This is a genomic window from Halocynthiibacter styelae (assembly GCF_016123485.1).
In the GTDB taxonomy this organism is placed as follows: Bacteria; Pseudomonadota; Alphaproteobacteria; order Rhodobacterales; family Rhodobacteraceae; genus Halocynthiibacter; species Halocynthiibacter styelae.
On record NZ_JADCKQ010000014.1, the window covers coordinates 60,938 to 79,317 of the forward strand.

Here is an 18,380-nt window from a genome sequence, read left to right on the forward strand (position 1 = left end):
AAAATTGCTATATATATAGATTTCATTTATGGATAACCTATGAACAGTCAGCAACTTGCCGTCTTCTATGAAGTCATGAAAACCGGATCCGTTTCAGAAGCAGCGCGCAATTTGTTGCGCACCCAACCCGCGGTCAGTGCCGCAATCAAAGGGCTGGAACGGGAATTGGGCCTTGAATTATTCCGCAGAGAAGGGCGGCGCATGGTGCCGGTGCCCGAGGCGCTGTATCTGCTGGATGAGGCCACGGAAATTCTGTCACGTCTTGAGGCTGCTCAGCAGAACATGACGAATATGCGTGACCAGAACAGCGGTGCACTGCGTATCGCCGCGATGCCGGGGCCGTCGTCATTCCTGCTGCCGGATTTCATCAGCCAGTTTGTTGCTGATCGCCCGAAAGTCCGCGTGTCTTTGTTGACCCGATCCTCGCCCCAGGTGCGCGCGATGATGGCGACCGGCAGCTATGATCTGGGCTTTGCAGATGCCTCGGGTCACGGCGTAAACCAGAACCTTTATTTTTCTGAAGAAATGCCCGGTCGTTGTCTGTGTGCGGTGCCGCAAAATCACCGTCTGGCAAAGAAAGACAGCATTTCCATCGCTGATCTGGACGGCGAACCCATGGGCGCGTTACAGCCCGGTCATTCCACATATATTGAAACAGTGCGCGCCTTTACGCGGGAACGGGCCGATTTCAACCTGCGGTTTGATGCACAGTTTTTTCTGCCTTTGTTTCACTTTGTGGAAGCAGGACAGGCCTGCGCAATTGTCGACCCTCTCAGCGCGGAAAGCTATCTGCGCAGCCGGGGCGCAGATAGCAAAATCCTGTTTCTGCCCCTGCAGTCGGAAATTGACATGTGGTATTCAGTTCTGTTCCCCAAAAACCGGCCTCTTTCACAGCTGGCACAAAGTTTTCAGCAGGAATGGTGGGAATTTGTGACTCATTTGCTTCAGGTGAAATTCAGCCAGGGTTGAAGGCCAGGGAACCAGGGCAGTATGACCACCCCGCAGCCCCCTTACACCAGACATCTGCCGGATGAGATTGCCAGCCGGTTGCAGAGGGCCTAAAGCTGACGCATGATTATTCGTGACCAACCCACGCCGCTTGCCCTGTTTTTCACCATGCAGGGGTCTGTCGTGCCGCGCATTCTGCCGCAAATCATTGCGGTGACGATGCTGTCCGCCGCGATCATTCTGGTGGATCGGCTGATTGTCGATCTGCCGGGGATTTCGCTGTCAGCGATTGGCGTGTTTGGCGTTGCGCTCTCACTGTTTCTGGGGTTTCGCAACAATGCCGCCTACAGCCGCTGGTGGGAGGCGCGTAAATTATGGGGAGCGCTGATTGGCGATGTGCGCACGCTGGCGCGCCACACGGTGATCTTCCTGCCGGACGGGCCGGACCGCGCACAATTCCTGAAAACCGCCGTCGCCTTTGCCCATCTGCACCGCAGCTTTTTGCGCGGCGATGATGTGGCGAATGACATCGCGGGGTTCGACGCACTGACCAGGGCCCGTAACCCCGCCGATGCGGCCCTGCGCGATATGGGCCGGCAGCTGGCCCGGATGACTGAAGCCGACGGGTTTGGCCGCCTGGCGATAGCCCGGGTACTGGGGGATCTGGGCATGTCTCAGGCGGGCTGCGAACGCATTGCAACCACGCCTCTGCCCTTTGTTTATTCGCTTCTGGTGCGTCGCACGACCTATCTTTATTGCCTGTTCCTGCCCTTCGCGCTGCTGGATGCGGGCGGCTTGCTGACGCCCCTGATCGCCGCGATTGTCGCCTATGTGTTTTTCGGGCTTCAGGCCGTGACAAATGAGCTGGAACATCCGTTTTCAGACGGGTCAAACGGACTGCCCCTCAGTGCCATGTGCCGGGTGATCGAAATCTCAGTTGCCGAAGCCCTGAATGAAGCCCCGCCCGAACCCTTGCAGGCTCAGGACGCTGTTCTGATGTGATTAACCGTCAGCCCGTCGCATCACGCGGGTGACAACAAATGTTTTCAACCGCTGCAACCGCCGCCGGATCACACGCCCCATATCCAGAATCGGGTAGAAATAAATGTGGGACAATCGGGCAGATTCCTTGTCTTTTCCCGTCAGGCCGAAGGTCAGGTCCTTATCCGTCTCAGACAAATGCAGAGATCCGAACATCCAGTCCCACACCGCCAGCGCGACACCGAAATTCTTATCGTGATGTTCACGGGCAATCGAATGATGCAGCTGATGTTGTGATGGCGAAATCAGGATATGTTCCAGCCAGGGCCAGTATCGGATCGCGATATGCGAATGGCGCAGGTTTGACCCGGTGACATGAAAGAAAAACACCAGAACATTGACGCCAACAATCGTGTAAAGATCAACGCCGCTGCCGAAAGCAAAGACAAAGGCGGAAATCACCAGGCCCTGTGAAAAGGTCCCGCGCAGCCCGTACAGGACACCTTCCAGCGGGTGCACCCGGTACACCGTGATCGGCGTCATGGTTTCGGCGGAATGGTGAACCTTATGAATGGCCCAGAACAGGGGCCAGCGGTGCATCCAGCGATGCACAAGATATTTCGTCAGATCCTCTACCAGAAACAGGGTGACGGAATACAGCGCCACAATCAGCGGTTTGCTAATGTCTGAGAACTGGCCGGAATGCACAAGCCCCTGACGATGCAACAGGTAATAGATCGATGTGGCAATCGCCAGCTGCGTCAGCAATAGCGGCGAAATAAAGAAAGAAAACAGCCGGTTGATGATGAAGATCTTGTAATCGGCTTTGGCCGAGGGTGAGAAAAACACCTTACGGTCAAAGATCTTTGACAGGCTTTCCCGCAAGGGTGTGCGACGCAGGGCAATCATCCAGGCGAAAGCAATGAGCAGAGACAACAAAAGATACCCGATGAAGACACGCTTCTTCGGGTCAATGAAATCTGCATAAAATGTGGTGATATAATCCGGCAGTTCCATCGGAAAGGTGGGGGCGCACCGAAGCGCACCCCCGGGAGTATCAGTCAGTCTCAGCAGACGCAGCCGCGTCAAGTGCACCTGCCAGTGCTTCAAGTTCAGCCAGCTGATCTTTTGCACGGGCTTCAACACCAAATGCGCTGACCATCAGTTCCTGAACTTTCAGCATGTTCAGCTGATAGTCAGACCAGGCCATGCGACGATCGCGGGTAAAGTTACCATCCGCATCCAGGCCAGTGACATAGCTGTTGTCCAGCGTCACAGGACCAAAGCCCACAAGGGTGTTCATCTCAACCGCAGTTGCGCCCAGGTTGTTACGACCGGATTGGATCGCCATGGTGAAACCCTTCAGCTCACCCCAGTGTTTGACATAATTGCGGTAGATTTCCGCATTGTCTTCGCCAGCTTCCTGCAGCGCGTTGATGTCATTGTAAACGGAACCCGCGTATTTGAAGATCGCTTCCGCAATCACGCGCTCCCAGTTTTCTTCAATGGTGGATGCATAGCCGCGCAACTCATTGCGCTGTTCATCTGTCAGGGCCACGCCTTCGGCGGATGTGATCAGTTCACGGCCGTCGATAAACGCCTGGGTGATGGTCGGCAGGTAGTTTGTGTTGCCGGAACGGTCCGCGCCAGCCGCATAATAGGCCGGGCCAAATACCATTTCGGAACGCAGATCAACAACACCGTCGCCATTGGCGTCAGCCGCAGCCAGATCACGGCCTTTTGCAATGCCATAAACCTGATCAGCAGTCAGACCGATTGTGTGGGCCGGGGTGCCGAAGTAGCCAAACGCTTCGTCCCAGACGTGTTCTTTACCGGTGTAAGCCGCGCCATCGCTGTAAGGTCCGTCGTTCGGCTTGTTGTCCGCGTCAAGTTTTTCGTCAAGGTAGTTGTCAACAGCCTGGCTGTAAGGCATCGCACCCAGGGTGAATTTGGAAATCAGCTGACCCCAATCAAACCCGTTTTCCGCATCAAAACCACCGTTAGCAGCCGCCGCGTTGCTGATCATATGTTCCATCACCTGAACGCCGGACATATTGCCAGGCCAGGCCGGCATTGCGCCGTTGTAAAATTTGCCGGACATATTCTTGCCGCCGGAAATTTCGCCAACCATGGATTGCATCACAGGGAATTCGTCACTGCCAGCAGGGGCGATGATTGGCAGATCTTCGTCGGAACCGTTGAAGTAAGACAACATCTGCGCTTCCAGTTCTGCCGCATTTGCACCACCGTCACCACGGCCCGCCAGCTTTTTCAGGCTGTCGTGCAGCACGTGGCGCGCGATCTGGCCGTTGTAAGACACGGAATTGGTACGGTCGCCTTCATAGCCCTGCAGGGTAATCGGGTAAGGGCCATAGGTGTTTGCGGTCGCCGCAGTGGCAACAAAAGCGGCAGCAACAATAACCGTCGTGCGCATGAATTTAGATTTAAGCATTTCGCGTCTCCTGAGTCCTGAGCAAAGCTCTGAATTATTCTGAGGTCTTTAATCAGGTATTCGAATGAAGTGTCAAGGTTCCCGACAGAAATAGTCAGAAACTTTAGTCCTATGCTCCGATTGCAGGAAAATTTGTATATCCGCACCACCACGACGCATAGATACAGGCCGGATCCGTCGCTTTGCTCTGTTACCGACACCTACTCATTGAAATTTCACAGGCATTGCCCTGTTTTTTTTTGCATGTCACTCTGGGCAAACCCGCTTAGTTTTAAGCGGTAACTGCGAAAGAACTGGTCCCCAGATGAGTCAGATAAACGACACCCTCCTTGAAGAAATCCGCGCCCGCTTTGCCCAGATTGACAGCTGCCCCGTTCAGGGCGAGCGGATCTTTTTTGAAAACGCCGGTGGCGCGCTGACGTTGAAATCTGCGCTGGACAGTTCCGCGCATTATGCTGCGATCCCGGACAATCAGGGGCGGGATAACCCCGGCAGCCATGCGCTTGTGGCAACAATCACCAAAGCCAAGGCCGATATGGCCGAGTTTATGAACGCACCGGGTGGGCAGTTCTTTGCAGGCGAAAGCGGCACAGAACTGCTGTTTCGCCTGATCATGAACGCCTGCCTTGGCACCGGTGCGGGCAAGGTTCTGGGGTCCACCCTTGAACATCCTGCCACCCGTTCTGCTGCAGATCGCTGGTCCCGGATCGCAGGCCAGGAACATATCCTGATCACTCATGATGATGCGAGTGGCACAGTCACGGCTGATGCATACGCCGCCGCCGTCACCCCCGATACAAAAGTCGCAACCATCGTGCATACTTCGCCGGTCACTGGCATGGGTGTGGATGTGGCTGCGGTCAGCAAAGCCATCCGCGCGGTGGCGCCTGATTGCTACATCATCGTTGATGGCATCCAGCACGCCGCCCACGGGCGCATGGATCTGACGGAATATGACGTCGATGGCTATGTGATCTCACCTTACAAGGTCTTTTCCCGCCATGGTTACGGCATCGCCTGGATTTCAGATCGCCTGACCACCCTGCCCCATAACGCCCTGATCGACGGGCCGGAAGACAACTGGGAAATGGGCACACGCGACACGGGCGCTTATGCAACCATGTCAGATGTGGTGTCCTATTTTGAATGGCTTGGCGGTGAAGTATCCGACACGCAGGATCGCCGGGGTAAATTCCTGGCTGCTGGCGAAGCCATCCACGCCCAGGAAAAAGCCCTGACAGATGCCATGATCCACGGCACTGGTAACCTCGCGGGTCTGGCTGAAATGGAAAAGGTCACTATCCTTGGCGGTGTCGACAACCCCGCGCGCGAAGGGCTGGTATCCCTGGCTGTCAAAGGCGTGCCATCTGTTGATGTTGTGAAAATGCTGAATGAACAGGGCATCCGCACCCATCTGCGCAAGGCCGATCATTATTCCGGCAACATCCTGAACCCACTGGAAATGGACAGCTGCGTACGCGTATCCATGTGCCATTATAACTCTGTCTCTGAAGTCGCAACTTTCCTTGCGGCCATGAAAACCATCGCCGCCTGAGGCGTAAGAAACAAAGGATTTCACCCATGAAAACCCACGCACAGGCCGTTGTGATCGGTGGCGGACTTGCCGGCACCTCGATCCTCTATCACCTCGCGAAACTCGGCTGGACCGACAGTGTTCTGCTGGAACGCGATGAATTGACATCCGGGTCCACCTGGCATGCCGCCGCCAATATTCACGGGCTGCATGACAACAACAACATCACCCGCATTCAGCATTATACGATGAACCTGTATAAGGAACTGGAACAGGAAACCGGGCAAAGCTGCGGTGTGTTTCAGCCCGGTTCGCTTTATCTTGCGCAAACGGAAGAACGTGAACACCAGCTGCGCCTGCAGGAAGCCAAGGCAAAATTCTATGGTCTGAACTTCCATGAGGTCAGCCGCGAAGAAGCGCAGAAGCTGCATCCCCTCGCGAATTTTGATGATGTGCGCTGCATCATGTTTGAATCCGATGGCGGCAATGTGGATCCGTCCGGCGTGCCCCATGCCTATGCAGCCGGTGCCCGTGCTATGGGCGCGACGATTGAACGGTTCTGCCCGGTGATCGGCACAGAACAGCAACCCGATGGGTCCTGGATCGTGCGCACCACAAAAGGCGATATTCATACCCAATGGGTTGTAAACGCGTCCGGTCTCTGGGGGCGTGAAGTTGCGGCTCTGGCGGGTCTGACCCTGCCGCTGCAACCGACCGAACATCAGTATTTCGTCACAGAAAGCATTGATGAGGTCGAAAAACTCGGCCGCCGCCTGCCTTCCATCGCGGACCGGGACGGCGAATATTACTTCCGTCAGGAAGGCAATGGCCTGCTGATCGGCGCTTATGAAAAAGACATGAAATTCTGGGCCGAAGAAGGCACGCCGCTTGATTTCGCCCATGAATTGTTCCCGGATGATCTGGACCGGATCATGGAAAACGTGATCCGCGCCACCGAACGTGTGCCTGTGGCCGCAACCGCCGGTGTGAAACGTGTGATCAACGGCCCGATGATCTGGTCGCCGGATGCGAATATGCTTTGGGGTCCGGTGCCGGAGTTGAAAAACTACTTCCTCTGTGGCGGTCTGATCCCTGGATTCAGCCAGTCCGGTGGTCTGGGTCTGCTGGCCGCGCAATGGATGATCGAAGGTGAGCCGCAATACGATATGTTCGCCTGGGATCTGGCACGCTTTGGCGACTGGGCCGACAAGAAATTCACCAAAGCGCGGGTCGAAGACGCCTATACCCACCGTTTCAAAATTCACTTCCCGAATGAAGAACGTTCCGCTGGTCGTCCGGCCCGTGTGCGCCCCGCCTATGAAGTGCAGAAAGCCATGGGTGGTGTCTTTGGTCTGAACTGTGGCTGGGAACATCCGCTGTGGTTTGCCGATGCCCCGGGTGCTGAGGAAACCAACGGGTTCACCCGCCAGAACTGGTGGGAACCTGTGGGACGTGAAGCAAAGATGCTGCGCGATTCCGTTGGTGTGATCGATATCTCAAACTTTGCGAATTACATCGTGAAAGGCCCCGGCGCATATGACTGGCTGGACAAGCTTGTCGCCAATAAAGTGCCAACCATCACAGGCCGGTCCTGCCTGACCCCGCTGATCTCTGTACGCGGTGGTGTGGCCGGTGATTTCACCATCACCAAGCTGGATGACGATGAATATATGATGATCGGCTCCGGCCTTGGCGAACGCTATCATCAGCGGTTCTTCAACATGGTGGACCTGCCCGAAGGCACCACGCTTGAAGTCGCCACAGACAGCATCGCTGGCTTCAACATCGCCGGGCCAAAATCCCGTGATGCACTTGCGCGCCTGACCAATGCAGATCTTTCGAATGAAAACTTCCGTTTCATGCGCTCACAGAAAATCCAGGTGGCGGGTGTGGACTGCGTTGCAATCCGCGTCAGCTTTACCGGTGATCTTGGCTGGGAACTGCACTGCGCGGAAGGCGATCAGATCACCCTTTATGAGGCCCTGGTCGGTGCAGCCAAAGACTGCGGCGGTGGTCCGGTTGGCGGACGTGCCCTTGGGTCCCTGCGGATCGAAAAAGGCTATGGTTCCTGGAGCCGCGAGTATTCCCAGGAATACTGGCCGCAGGAAGTTGGCCTGGAAGGGTTGATCAAGCTGGACAAAGACTTTCTGCACAAAGACGCCTATCTGGCGGTCAAAGACAACGCCCCGCGCGAAGTCATGTGCTGCTTTGAAATGGAAGTCACCGACAATGCGGATGCAACCGGCGGCGAACCGGTGTTTGGCGAAGATGGCACATCCGTTGGCCGCGTGACATCCGGTGCCTATGGCTACACCGTGGATAAGTCGCTCGCGCTTGGGTTCCGCAATCCTGAGGTTTCCAAACCAGGTGATACAGTTCTGATCCAGGTTCTGGGCAAACCACACCGTGCCAAAATTCTTGACGAAGCACCGTTTGACCCATCCGGCGCACGTCTGCGCGCATAAAGAAAATCGCCCGCCTTATCCCAAAGGCGGGCGATCTGTCCCAGGTTTTTCTGTGAAAAATCTTAGCCTGTCTGCGATGTTCCGGCCTGGAAAACCTCTGCAGATTTCAGCATCCAGGTCATGAAAGCTTTCACCGACGGCGTTAAGGATTTATCCTTTGTCCGCAGGCAATAAACCCAGGGCGATCGCACATTCAGCGCCACAGGTTCCTGCAACAAACGCCGGTTTATATAGGTCAGCGCCAGGGATCGCGGAACAACCACACAGCCCAGACCCTCTGCTGCCATTTCCAGCGCCAGATTGGTCGCACTGGTGCGCAATCCGCCATGCTGGTTGAGATCACGCAGACCCAGGGATTTCGCCGCAAGCTTCCAGTATTCCAGCCGTCCCAGCACCTGGATCAGATCCGCATCATATAATTGTTCAGCCCGATCAAACGCTTCGCCATGCACCTGATAATCCGGCGCACACACCAGTGTCAGATCCTCTGACCACAGCTTTGTCATATCCGGCATGATTTCATCCATATGATTCACCGAAATCGAAATGTCTGAAACATTTTCCTCAACATCGGTCCAGACGGTCCCATGCAAAGTCAGATCAATATCCGGGTGGGCCTCTGCAAATCCTTTGATCACACCAGGCAGCCAGCCAGCCCCCAGACTGACCGGAACGGAAATCACAACCTCACGCTTGTGGTTCTGCATGATCAGCGATTGCGTCGCCACATCAATTTCCTGCAAAGCCCGGCGCAGGGCAGGCAGGTAAGCTTCACCCACTTCAGTCAGGGACAGCGACCGGGGGTGACGTACAAACAGCGGACGACCAATGAAATCTTCAAGGGATCGCACATGATTGCTGACAGCGGATTGCGTGCAGTTCAGCTCTTCCGCGGCGGCGGTAAAGCTCATGTGGCGGGCGGCGGCCTCGAAAGAGCGCAGGAATGTCAGATGGGGCAGATGCATCATAGGGCGATCATAAGGCCGGCCCGCGCAGGAAGATGACCCATCTGCGCCCGATGACCCATCTGAAATGACGCTTTTAACCTTTCGCACAAAAAATCCTGCACCTCAGACCTGCTTTTGTTTTCTCGCCCACACCCGCGCCTGCCCCTAATCTGATCGGTGAAATCATCCGATAACGCGTGGATACTCCTGTGGCTGAACCAACTCTCTCTCCTGATACCTGGGCCAATGTCGCCCGTTTCACCCTGGACACGACCCCGGATGATTTCCCCGATGATGTGCTGGACGCCGCAGCCCTGATGACGCTGGATACCATCGGCATCACCATTGGCGCAGGCCCGATGCAGGCCGGACAGATCGCCCGCGAAAGCACTGTCGCGCTTTATGGTGCCGGGCGGCAGGATCTCTCCGCACGGATGATGTTTGATGGTCGCCGGGTCAGCCTGGCGGGGTCTGCTTTTGCCGCTGCGACGCAAACCGACAATCTGGATGGCCACGACGGCTATAACCCCACCAAAGGCCATATCGGCGTGGTGGTAGTGCCAACCCTTGCGGCATTATCCGAAACCACCCCTGATTTCACCGGGCGCGAGGCCCTGACCGCTGTGACCATCGGCTATGAGGTCGCCGGGCGCGCGGGCATCAGCCTGCACAATTCCGTCAGTGATTATCACACCTCTGGTGCCTGGAATGCCCTTGGCGTTGTCGCCATGGCCGCCCGTCTGCGCGGCATGTCTGAGATCCAGATGCGCGAAGCCATGGGCATCGCTGAATACCACGGGCCGCGCAGCCAGATGATGCGCGAAATTGCCAATCCAACCATGCTGCACGACGGATCTGGTCAGGGCGCGCTGGTCGGGCTGTCCGCTGCGATTATGGCCGAACTGGGCTTTACCGGCGCCCCTGCAATCACCATTGAGGAAGATCAGGTCGCTCATCACTGGCAGGATCTGGGCAGCTTCTGGCAGATGCAGCATCAATATGTGAAACCCTACCCGATCTGTCGCTGGGCCCATGCGTCCATTGATGCGACCCGCGCGATCCTGCTGGAACACGGTTTGACCCATGGCGATATCGCAAAGATCGAAGTCAACACATTCCACGAGGGCGCCTGCCTGTTCCAGGGCATGCCGGATGACACATCCAAAGCGCAATACTCCCTGCCCTTCGCGGTGGCCACCATGGTTGTGCACGGGCGCATTGGCGTTGAACATATCACCGGGTCCGGCCTGTCTGATCCGCTGGTCGCACAAGTGCTGGACCGCATCATCGTGACAGAAACCGCAAAACACAGCGATCGTTTCCCGATGGGTCGCTTCGCTGACGTCACCATCACCACGACAGACGGACGCGTGCTGGAATCCGGCGACATCCACGCCCGCGGCGGCCCCGAAGCCCCGATGGAACGCGCGGAAGTTATCGCGAAGTTTATGGAGTTCGCCAGCCCGTCACTAGGTGACGCCCGTGCAAGCGCGATCCGCGATGCCGTGCTGGGACTGACCGATGAGAATTCCAAATTCTCTGACCTCGCTGCGCTGATCTTTGACGCCCCCTGATCTTTCCCAAAGGCCCCCGACATGCCCCTTCGGCTTCTGAAATATGCCTTCTCCCGCGACTATCCTGTCACCGGTGACATCCCTGCCACGCCCGATCTGAAATCCTCGTATGATGTGGTGATCATCGGCGGCGGTGGCCACGGGCTGGCCTGTGCGCATTACCTGTCCAAATACCACGGCATCACCAATGTTGCGGTGCTGGAAAAAGGCTATCTGGCAGGGGGCAACACCGCGCGTAACACCACGACGATCCGGTCAAACTACATCACGAAAGAGGGCATCGCCTTTTATAAAGAAGGCGTGCAGCTGTACGAGGAAATGAGCCAAGAGCTTGATTTCAACGTGATGTTTTCCCAACGCGGGCAGCTGACGCTGGCCCATACCGAAGCCACCCTTCGATCTTTCCATCTGCGGGCTGAAATGGGCAAACATGCGGGCACGAATATTGAGGTCGTAGACGCCCAGACGGTGAAGGACCTTTCGCCACATCTGAATATGGATGAAGGCGGCCCACTGGAAATCATGGGCGGGCTCTGGCATGCGGATGGCGGCACGGCGCGCCATGATGCTGTCGCCTGGGGCTACGCCGCACAGGCCGCACGCCGGGGTGTGGAAATCCATCAGCGCACCGAAGTTGAAGGCTTTGAAACAGATCAGGGCCGGATCACCAAAGTCCGCACCAATCGCGGGGACATTGCCGCCGGCCAGGTGATGATCGCTGTGGGTGGCATGAATTACGACATGGCCATGCGCGCCGGTGTCGAATTGCCGATCCGGTGTTACCCGCTTCAGGCCATGGTCACCCAGCCCCTGAAACCCTGGCTGCACACGCTTGTCAGTTCCGTCAGCCTGCACACCTATCTTGTGCAATCCTCACGCGGCGAAATCGTGATTGGCGGCGGATCAGACCCTTATCAGCTGTGTTCCACCCGCTCGACCCTTGATATGAAAGAACATCTGTCTGAGGGCGCAACCCATCTTTTCCCCTTCCTGCAGGGCGTGCGTCTGCTGCGTCAATGGGCGGGCATCACCGATATGACACCGGATTATTCCCCCATCATGGGCGCAAGCCCGCTGAAGAATCTCTGGCTGGATTGCGGCTGGGGCACCTGGGGGTTCAAAGCCACGCCAGTCGCCGGGAAATACATGGCGCAGACGATTGCGAATGGACGCGTCGCGCCAATCCTTGAACCTTTCACCATGGAACGTTTTGCGCGTTTTGAACTGCTCAATGAAATGGGCGCAACAGCGGCGAGCCACTGACATGAAGATCCTGACCTGCCCGATGAACGGCCCCCGTAATATCAATGAATTTCAGTGCTTTGGCCCGGTAAAAAACGATCCCGACCCGGCCACAACCAGCGATGCAGACTGGGCACGTCACCTGTTTCGCGTCGATAATTCACGCGGCGTGATTACCGAATGGTGGCGGCATGTGCCATCAAACTACTTCTTTCTGGCAGAACGCAACGCGACCACAAATGAGGTGATCCGCACATTCACCCCCCAAGATGCGGAGGCACGACCATGACCCGCCTGCCCGCCCCCTGGGGACATCGCATCAATCGCGATAAACCTGTCTCTTTCCGCTTTGAAGGCACGAAATTCACAGGCTTTGAAGGTGATGTCATCGCCTCGTCTCTTGCCGCGAATGACCAGTGGATGCTGTCACGCAGCTTCAAATATCACCGCCCACGCGGCCTTATGTCTATGGCCGGATCCGAGGCCGACACCCTGGTGCAACTGCCCTCTGATCCAAACGTGCAGGCCGATCGTCATCAGATTTCCGAAGGGCTTCTGGTCACCGCCCAGAATGTAAACGGATCCCTTGCAAACGACCGCGATGCTTTCATGGATAAGCTGGGCCGCTTCATGCCCGTTGGATTCTATTACCGCACTTTCATGGGACCAACGCGCAATGCCTGGCTGAAATTCTGGGAACCGCTCATTCGCAAAAAGGCAGGCCTTGGTGTGCTGGATACTAATGCAACACATCAGAACTACGAAAAGGCAAACCTGTTTTGCGATCTGCTGGTGGTAGGCGGTGGTGCTGCCGGTTTGACCGCCGCGATTGAGGCCGCGGAAGCCGGGGCAGATGTGATCCTGGCCGAAATGGAACCAGAGATCGGCGGGGCGCTGACATATCGCCGCGACAGTTCTGATCTGCTGCACGATCTGCGCAACCGCGCGACAGCTTGCCCCAACCTGCGCATTATGACTGATACCCTGGTAAACGGCTGGTATGAAGACAACTGGCTGCCTCTGATCCGGGGCAATAAACTGTTCAAAACCCGCGCGGTTGAGGTCATCCTGGCCACCGGCGCAATTGAACAGCCCGCCACCTTCCGCAACAATGATCTGCCCGGGATCATGCTGGGCAGTGCTGCCCAACGCCTGATGCGCCATTACGCTGTAAAGCCTGGCAATCGTGCCGTGGTTCTTGCCGCCAATCCTGATGGTTACCGCGTGGCGCTTGATCTGCTGGACGCGGGCGTAGAACTTGCCACTGTCGTCGATCCGCGTGCAGGCGGTTCCGGTGGTGATCTGGCGAATGCGTTGCACACAAAAGGCGTGAAAACCCTCACCGGCGACATCACCGAAGCCCAGGGCAAAAAGCACCTGAAATCCGTCACGGCAGACGGCACGCGTATCCCCTGTGATCTGCTGGTCATGTCCGTTGGTTCCGTGCCCATGTGGCAACTGCCCTGCCAGGCAGGCGCAAAGCTCAGCTATGATCAGGACCACGCCCGTTTCAACCTGACCCTGCCCGACGCACCCCTGCATATCGCCGGTTCCGTTAACGGGTTATCCTCACATGATGCCGTCACCACGGATGCCATCCGCAGCGCCCATCAGGTGCTCGCGCAGCTTGACCTGCCCCATCGCGACATCGCCGGGGTTGAGGACACCGAGGCGGTGCTTGCGAATTTTGAACCGACAATCACAGCTCACCCCAAAGGCAAAGATTTCATCGACCGGGATGAGGATATTCAGGTCAAAGATCTGCAAAACGCCACCAGAGAGGGCTACCGCGAGCTGGAGCTGATCAAACGTTTCACCACCGTTGGTATGGGCCCATCACAGGGGCGGCATTCGGCCCTGGCCGCCGCCCGGATCGTCGCGAAAGCCACAGACCGCAGCATCGCAGAAACCGGCGTCACCACGGCCCGCCCGCCGTTTGCACCTGAAACCCTGGGCGTTTTGTCCGGCCATCATCACCCTGCGGAACGGCGCACGGCATTGCACCAGGAACACCTGCGCCTTGGCGCGGATATGCGCCCGGTCGGGGCCTGGTGGCGTCCCTATTTTTACGGCGACAAAACCGATGCCCGCTGCCTGATTGATGAAGAAGTGCGGGCTGTGCGCGAAAACGCCGGCGTGCTGGATGTCTCCACCCTTGGCGGGCTTGAGGTGCGCGGGCCGGATGCTGGGGAGTTCCTCAACCGCATTTACACTATGGCCTATAAGAAACAGCCCGTCGGGCGCTGTCGCTATTGCCTGATGACCAATGAAATGGGAACGGTAATTGATGATGGCGTCGCCCTGCGCCTGGCCGATGATTTGTACTACGTCACCGCCACCACCGGCGCGGTCGCGCGGGTCTATGCCGACATGCTGTTCTGGAACGCGCAATGGCAGCTGGATGTTGATGTGCTGAATGTCACCTCTGCTTTCTCAGGCTTCAACATCACCGGACCAAATGCCCGTCAGGTGGTCGAGGCCCTGAACAGCAACATCGACTTTTCCCACGAAGGTTTCGCCTATCTCGAAGGATGCGAAGGCCGGGTTGCGGGCGTCCCCGTGCGGGCCATGCGCATCGGCTTCACGGGCGAGTTGTCTTATGAACTGCACTGCCCATCCAGCCATGCCCTGACGCTATGGCAAGCAATTATGGAGGCAGGTAAATCTGTCAGCCTGCGCCCTTACGGTCTGGAAGCCAGCCGGATTTTGCGTCTTGAAAAAGGACACATCCTGATTGGACAGGACACCGATGCGCTGACCTCCCCGGATGAGCTGGGTTTTGATTGGGCTGTTTCCAAAAGCAAACCTTTCTTCATCGGCAAACGCGCGATTGAGATGCGCCGCAACAAAGGCCTGCCGCGCAAACTGGCCGGCCTCAGCTTTGATGCGCCCCGCGACAGCCAGGACGTGCCACAGGAAAGCTGCCTTGTACTGCGGGACAATGTGCCGGTCGGTCATGTGACGTCATCGCTGTATTCACCAACGCTGAAGAAACATATCGCGCTGGCCTATGTGCATGGCGACGACAGTGACACCGGCACGCAGGTCACGTTGAAATGTCGCAACGGTAAACGCGTGAACGCGCCGGTGGAAGGCCACGCCTTCTTTGATCCCGACAACAAACGGCAGGAGGTGTGATCATGAAAACCTTCCCTCTCTCTCCCGGTGGTGCGGCGGAAAATGTCACACTGATTGATAATGTCATCACCCTGACAGATCTCACCCCCCTGCCCCGTTTCGGTCTGAAAGGCCGGGGTTCAGGCGCCTGGCTGCAAGCACAGGGCCGCCCCCTGCCCCAGATCAACCAAATCGCAAATGGCGTGCTGCGCCTGGGCAGTGAGGATCTGGTTGTTGTTGAAACTGCCGACGATCTGCGCGCTGCCTGGCACGCGGCCCCTGCCCCCAAAGGGTACACCGCCTGGCGCGAAGAAACCTGGGCCTGGATGCATCTGTCCGGCCCACGCCTGAATGATGTGCTGGCAAAGATCTGTCCGGTTGATCTGTCCCCTGCCGCCTTCAAAGACAATCAGATCGCCCAGACCCGCGTGGGTTATCTTGAAGCGATCATCTGGCGTCACACCTTTGACGGCCGCGAAGGATTTTCTGTGTTCTTTGACATTGCCGCCACCGCGTTTTTTGCCAATGCTGTTGCCACAGCCGCCCGTGAGTTCAGCGAAGGATAATCCATGAAGAACCCCGTCACCATTCTGCACACCGATAACCCGGAAGCTTCCCGCGATGTGCTGGCGAAATCCCACCCGGATCTGACCATTCACACCTGCGACAGCTATGACGCCCTGCCCGCGATGATCACAGAAACCGGTGCAGAGGTTGTCTATTCCGTGCGTTTTGCGGGCACCCCGGGCTTTCCCCGCCAGGCGCTGATCGACGCGCCAACGGTGAAATGGGTTTCAATCGGCGGGTCCGGCACGGATCATATGAACCCCTGGAACCCGGAAACCCTGACGGTCACAAATGCCGCTGGTGTTGCCGCAGATATGATGGCGGAATATGCGCTTGGGGGAATGTTGCATTTCTCTCTCAACATCCCCGGCTTCAAAGCCGCCCAGGCACAGCAGAACTGGATCTCGGGCAGGGTCGAACCCATCGCAGGTAAAACCGTTCTGATCCTGGGCCTTGGCCAGACAGGCATGGCCGTCGCCGCGCGCAGCAAAGCCATGGGTCTGAACACCATCGGTGTACGCGCCCGCCCGAAAGACACGCCCCATGTGGATGAAGTCCACGGCATGGATGCCCTGCCCGGCCTCTGGTCCCGCGCTGATTTCATCGTCTGCTGTGTGCCCCTGCTCGACAGCACGCGCGGGCTTGTGGGTGCGAACGCCTTCCAGTCGATGAAGGAAACAGCAGTGATCATCGACGTGTCGCGCGGCGGTGTGATTGACGAGGCTCCGTTGATCAAAGCCCTGCAAGGGAACACAATCCGTGGCGCGGCGCTGGATGTCTTCACCATCGAGCCCCTGCCCGAGGATCATCCGCTCTGGACCTTTGAAAACACCATCATCACGCCGCATTGTTCTTCCGTCTATGACGGCTGGGATCTGAAATCGGTGGAAATGTTCGCGGATAATCTCTGGCGCTATCGCCGGGGCGAGACACTGTTAAATATCGTTAATCCTGAAAGAGGATACTGACATGGCACGAGAAAAACGCAGCGGCGGACGCCGGGGAAAAAGCGCACGCAGCGGTGGCGGGATCAATCAGCTGCCCTGGCAGAATGTGATGAACACCGCGCCAAAGACCGAACTTCTGAACGAAGAACAGCTGGAAAAACTGCACGCCACATCCATGCGCATCCTGTCTGAGGCCGGTATTCGCGTGATGGGCGATAACGTCATGGATCTGTTTGAGAAAGCAGGCGCCATTGTCGATCGCGACACCAAGACCATCCGCATGGATGAAAACATCGTCAACGAAGCCCTGAAAACCGTGCCGGAAACCTTCACTCTGACGGCACGCAACCCGGCGAAACGCATCACGCTTGGCGGTGATCACGTGAATTTCGGCCTGGTCGCAGGCCCGCCAAATGTGCATGATTGTATAAACGGGCGGCATCCGGGGAATTATGAAGATTACTGCAACTTCATCAAGCTCGCCCACCATTTCAACGCCATTCACCTGATCGGCAACCAGGTGACCGCGCCGCAGGAAATGCCTGCAAACAACCGTCATCTGGATACTTACAACGCCAATCTGACGTATTCCGACCTCAGCTTCCACGCCACCGCCATTGGCCGGGGCCGCGCGATGGACGGGATCAATATGATGGCGATTTCACGTGGCATCAGCCTGGAAGAAATGCGCCAGGATCCGGGCCTGATCACTATCATCTCCGTCAACTCCCCACGTCTGTTTGATGACGCGATGGGGGACGGCCTGATCGCTATGGCAGAACATGGCCAGCCGGTGACAATCACGCCGTTCACCCTGATGGGCGCGATGACACCCGTGACCCTGCCCGCAGCGCTTGCCCAGCAAAACGCTGAAGCTTTATTTGGCGTCACCCTGACCCAGCTGGTCAACCCCGGTACACCCGTGATGTATGGATCTTTCACCTCAAACGTGGATATGAAATCCGGCGCGCCCGCCTTTGGCACCCCGGAAAACAGCAAGGCAAACATGATCTCGGGGCAGTTGTGCCGCCGCTATGGCATCCCTTACCGCACCTCAAACGCCAATGCGTCGAACGCCGTTGATCTTCAGGCCGCCTATGAAACCATGATGGCCACCTGGGGCGCGGTTCTGGGCGGGGCGAACCTTGTGTATCACGCCGCCGGCTGGCTTGAAGGCGGTCTGACTGCGTCATATGAGAAATTCGTCATGGATGTTGAGATCATCCAGAACATGATGGAATTCCTCAAACCTCTGAAATTTGACGACGCGGAACTGGGTCTGGATACCATCAAAGACGTGCCCACCGGCGGGCATTTCTTTGGCACTGATCACACCATGGCCCGCTATCAGACGGCGTTTTATTCCCCCATGCTGTCTGACTGGCAGAACCACGGTGCCTGGGAAGCCGCCGGATCCAAAACGGCGCTGAACCGTGCCACAGAAATCTGGCAACAGGCCCTGCGCGAATATGAAGAGCCCACGATGGACCCGGCCATTCGCGAAGAACTTGACGCTTATATGGCAAAACGCAAAGAAGAGATCGGCACAGAAGAACCCTGATTTTCCCGGGGTGCGCCTGCCTGCGCGCCCCGGCACTCATATGAT

General features: G+C 57.1%; 14 protein-coding genes. 11 read left to right on the forward strand and 3 right to left on the reverse strand.

The window, feature by feature from the left end; translation table 11 throughout:
- Positions 1 to 39 precede the first annotated feature (39 nt).
- Both H1D41_RS15715 and H1D41_RS15720 read left to right on the forward strand, forming a co-directional pair.
- On the forward strand, positions 40 to 969 hold the full coding sequence (locus tag H1D41_RS15715) for a LysR family transcriptional regulator (protein WP_228849814.1): 930 nt from the start codon (positions 40 to 42) through the stop codon (positions 967 to 969).
- Positions 970 to 1,071: 102 nt separating this feature from the next.
- Positions 1,072 to 1,950 (forward strand): bestrophin family protein, encoded by an 879-nt coding sequence (locus H1D41_RS15720; protein WP_228849815.1) that lies wholly within the window; start codon positions 1,072 to 1,074, stop codon positions 1,948 to 1,950.
- Here H1D41_RS15720 and H1D41_RS15725 read toward each other — a convergent pair whose 3' ends face one another.
- Together H1D41_RS15725 and H1D41_RS15730 are read right to left on the reverse strand one after the other, a co-directional pair.
- Positions 1,951 to 2,946, reverse strand: coding sequence for a sterol desaturase family protein (locus H1D41_RS15725; RefSeq protein WP_228849816.1), 996 nt, complete (start codon positions 2,944 to 2,946; stop codon positions 1,951 to 1,953).
- 40 nt (positions 2,947 to 2,986) lie between these two features.
- Positions 2,987 to 4,381 carry a DUF4856 domain-containing protein gene (locus tag H1D41_RS15730; RefSeq protein ID WP_228849817.1) on the reverse strand — a complete coding sequence of 465 codons (1,395 nt, stop codon included), beginning with the start codon at positions 4,379 to 4,381 and terminating at the stop codon, positions 2,987 to 2,989.
- Between the two features lie 304 nt (positions 4,382 to 4,685).
- Here H1D41_RS15730 and H1D41_RS15735 point away from each other — a divergent pair, with 304 nt between their 5' ends.
- Both H1D41_RS15735 and H1D41_RS15740 read left to right on the forward strand, forming a co-directional pair.
- Positions 4,686 to 5,936, forward strand: coding sequence for an aminotransferase class V-fold PLP-dependent enzyme (locus H1D41_RS15735; protein WP_228849818.1), 1,251 nt, complete (start codon positions 4,686 to 4,688; stop codon positions 5,934 to 5,936).
- A 26-nt stretch (positions 5,937 to 5,962) separates the two neighbouring features.
- Positions 5,963 to 8,380, forward strand: a complete 2,418-nt coding sequence (locus H1D41_RS15740) for a GcvT family protein (protein WP_228849819.1) — start codon at positions 5,963 to 5,965, stop codon at positions 8,378 to 8,380.
- Between the two features lie 62 nt (positions 8,381 to 8,442).
- On the opposite strand, the gene H1D41_RS15745 is transcribed toward H1D41_RS15740, so the two are convergent.
- A complete protein-coding gene (locus H1D41_RS15745; protein ID WP_228849820.1) occupies positions 8,443 to 9,348 on the reverse strand; it encodes a LysR substrate-binding domain-containing protein in 906 nt (301 codons plus the stop codon).
- Between the two features lie 188 nt (positions 9,349 to 9,536).
- Here H1D41_RS15745 and H1D41_RS15750 point away from each other — a divergent pair, with 188 nt between their 5' ends.
- From H1D41_RS15750 to H1D41_RS15790, 7 genes are read left to right on the forward strand one after another with little or no spacing between them, the layout of a single operon-like run.
- Entirely contained in the window at positions 9,537 to 10,901 is a 1,365-nt protein-coding gene (locus H1D41_RS15750) for an MmgE/PrpD family protein (protein WP_228849821.1), read from the forward strand.
- Positions 10,902 to 10,922: 21 nt separating this feature from the next.
- Positions 10,923 to 12,164 carry an FAD-dependent oxidoreductase gene (locus H1D41_RS15755; protein WP_228849822.1) on the forward strand — a complete coding sequence of 414 codons (1,242 nt, stop codon included), beginning with the start codon at positions 10,923 to 10,925 and terminating at the stop codon, positions 12,162 to 12,164.
- Between the two features lies 1 nt (position 12,165).
- Entirely contained in the window at positions 12,166 to 12,432 is a 267-nt protein-coding gene (locus H1D41_RS15760) for a sarcosine oxidase subunit delta (RefSeq protein WP_228849823.1), read from the forward strand.
- Entirely contained in the window at positions 12,429 to 15,281 is a 2,853-nt protein-coding gene (locus H1D41_RS18420) for a 2Fe-2S iron-sulfur cluster-binding protein (RefSeq protein ID WP_324250292.1), read from the forward strand. The genes H1D41_RS15760 and H1D41_RS18420 overlap by 4 nt, the downstream gene beginning before the upstream one ends.
- Positions 15,282 to 15,283: 2 nt before the next feature.
- Positions 15,284 to 15,826 (forward strand): hypothetical protein, encoded by a 543-nt coding sequence (locus tag H1D41_RS15780; RefSeq protein WP_228849824.1) that lies wholly within the window; start codon positions 15,284 to 15,286, stop codon positions 15,824 to 15,826.
- 3 nt (positions 15,827 to 15,829) lie between these two features.
- Complete coding sequence (locus tag H1D41_RS15785; RefSeq protein ID WP_228849825.1) at positions 15,830 to 16,795, forward strand: D-2-hydroxyacid dehydrogenase; 966 nt, start codon at positions 15,830 to 15,832, stop codon at positions 16,793 to 16,795.
- 1 nt (position 16,796) lies between these two features.
- A complete protein-coding gene (locus H1D41_RS15790; protein ID WP_228849826.1) occupies positions 16,797 to 18,335 on the forward strand; it encodes a trimethylamine methyltransferase family protein in 1,539 nt (512 codons plus the stop codon).
- The last annotated feature ends 45 nt before the right edge of the window (positions 18,336 to 18,380 follow it).

Bases quoted from the DNA above. Each gene is read 5' to 3' on its own strand.
- H1D41_RS15715 (WP_228849814.1), top strand. From the start codon at position 40: ATGAACAGTCAGCAACTTGCCGTCTTCTATGAAGTCATGAAAACCGGA.
- H1D41_RS15790 (WP_228849826.1), top strand. From the start codon at position 16,797: ATGGCACGAGAAAAACGCAGCGGCGGACGCCGGGGAAAAAGCGCACGC.
- H1D41_RS15760 (WP_228849823.1), top strand. From the start codon at position 12,166: ATGAAGATCCTGACCTGCCCGATGAACGGCCCCCGTAATATCAATGAA.
- H1D41_RS15730 (WP_228849817.1), bottom strand. From the start codon at position 4,381: ATGCTTAAATCTAAATTCATGCGCACGACGGTTATTGTTGCTGCCGCT.
- H1D41_RS15735 (WP_228849818.1), top strand. From the start codon at position 4,686: ATGAGTCAGATAAACGACACCCTCCTTGAAGAAATCCGCGCCCGCTTT.
- H1D41_RS15725 (WP_228849816.1), bottom strand. From the start codon at position 2,946: ATGGAACTGCCGGATTATATCACCACATTTTATGCAGATTTCATTGAC.
- H1D41_RS15785 (WP_228849825.1), top strand. From the start codon at position 15,830: ATGAAGAACCCCGTCACCATTCTGCACACCGATAACCCGGAAGCTTCC.
- H1D41_RS15720 (WP_228849815.1), top strand. From the start codon at position 1,072: ATGATTATTCGTGACCAACCCACGCCGCTTGCCCTGTTTTTCACCATG.
- H1D41_RS15755 (WP_228849822.1), top strand. From the start codon at position 10,923: ATGCCCCTTCGGCTTCTGAAATATGCCTTCTCCCGCGACTATCCTGTC.
- H1D41_RS15780 (WP_228849824.1), top strand. From the start codon at position 15,284: ATGAAAACCTTCCCTCTCTCTCCCGGTGGTGCGGCGGAAAATGTCACA.
- H1D41_RS18420 (WP_324250292.1), top strand. From the start codon at position 12,429: ATGACCCGCCTGCCCGCCCCCTGGGGACATCGCATCAATCGCGATAAA.
- H1D41_RS15745 (WP_228849820.1), bottom strand. From the start codon at position 9,348: ATGATGCATCTGCCCCATCTGACATTCCTGCGCTCTTTCGAGGCCGCC.
- H1D41_RS15740 (WP_228849819.1), top strand. From the start codon at position 5,963: ATGAAAACCCACGCACAGGCCGTTGTGATCGGTGGCGGACTTGCCGGC.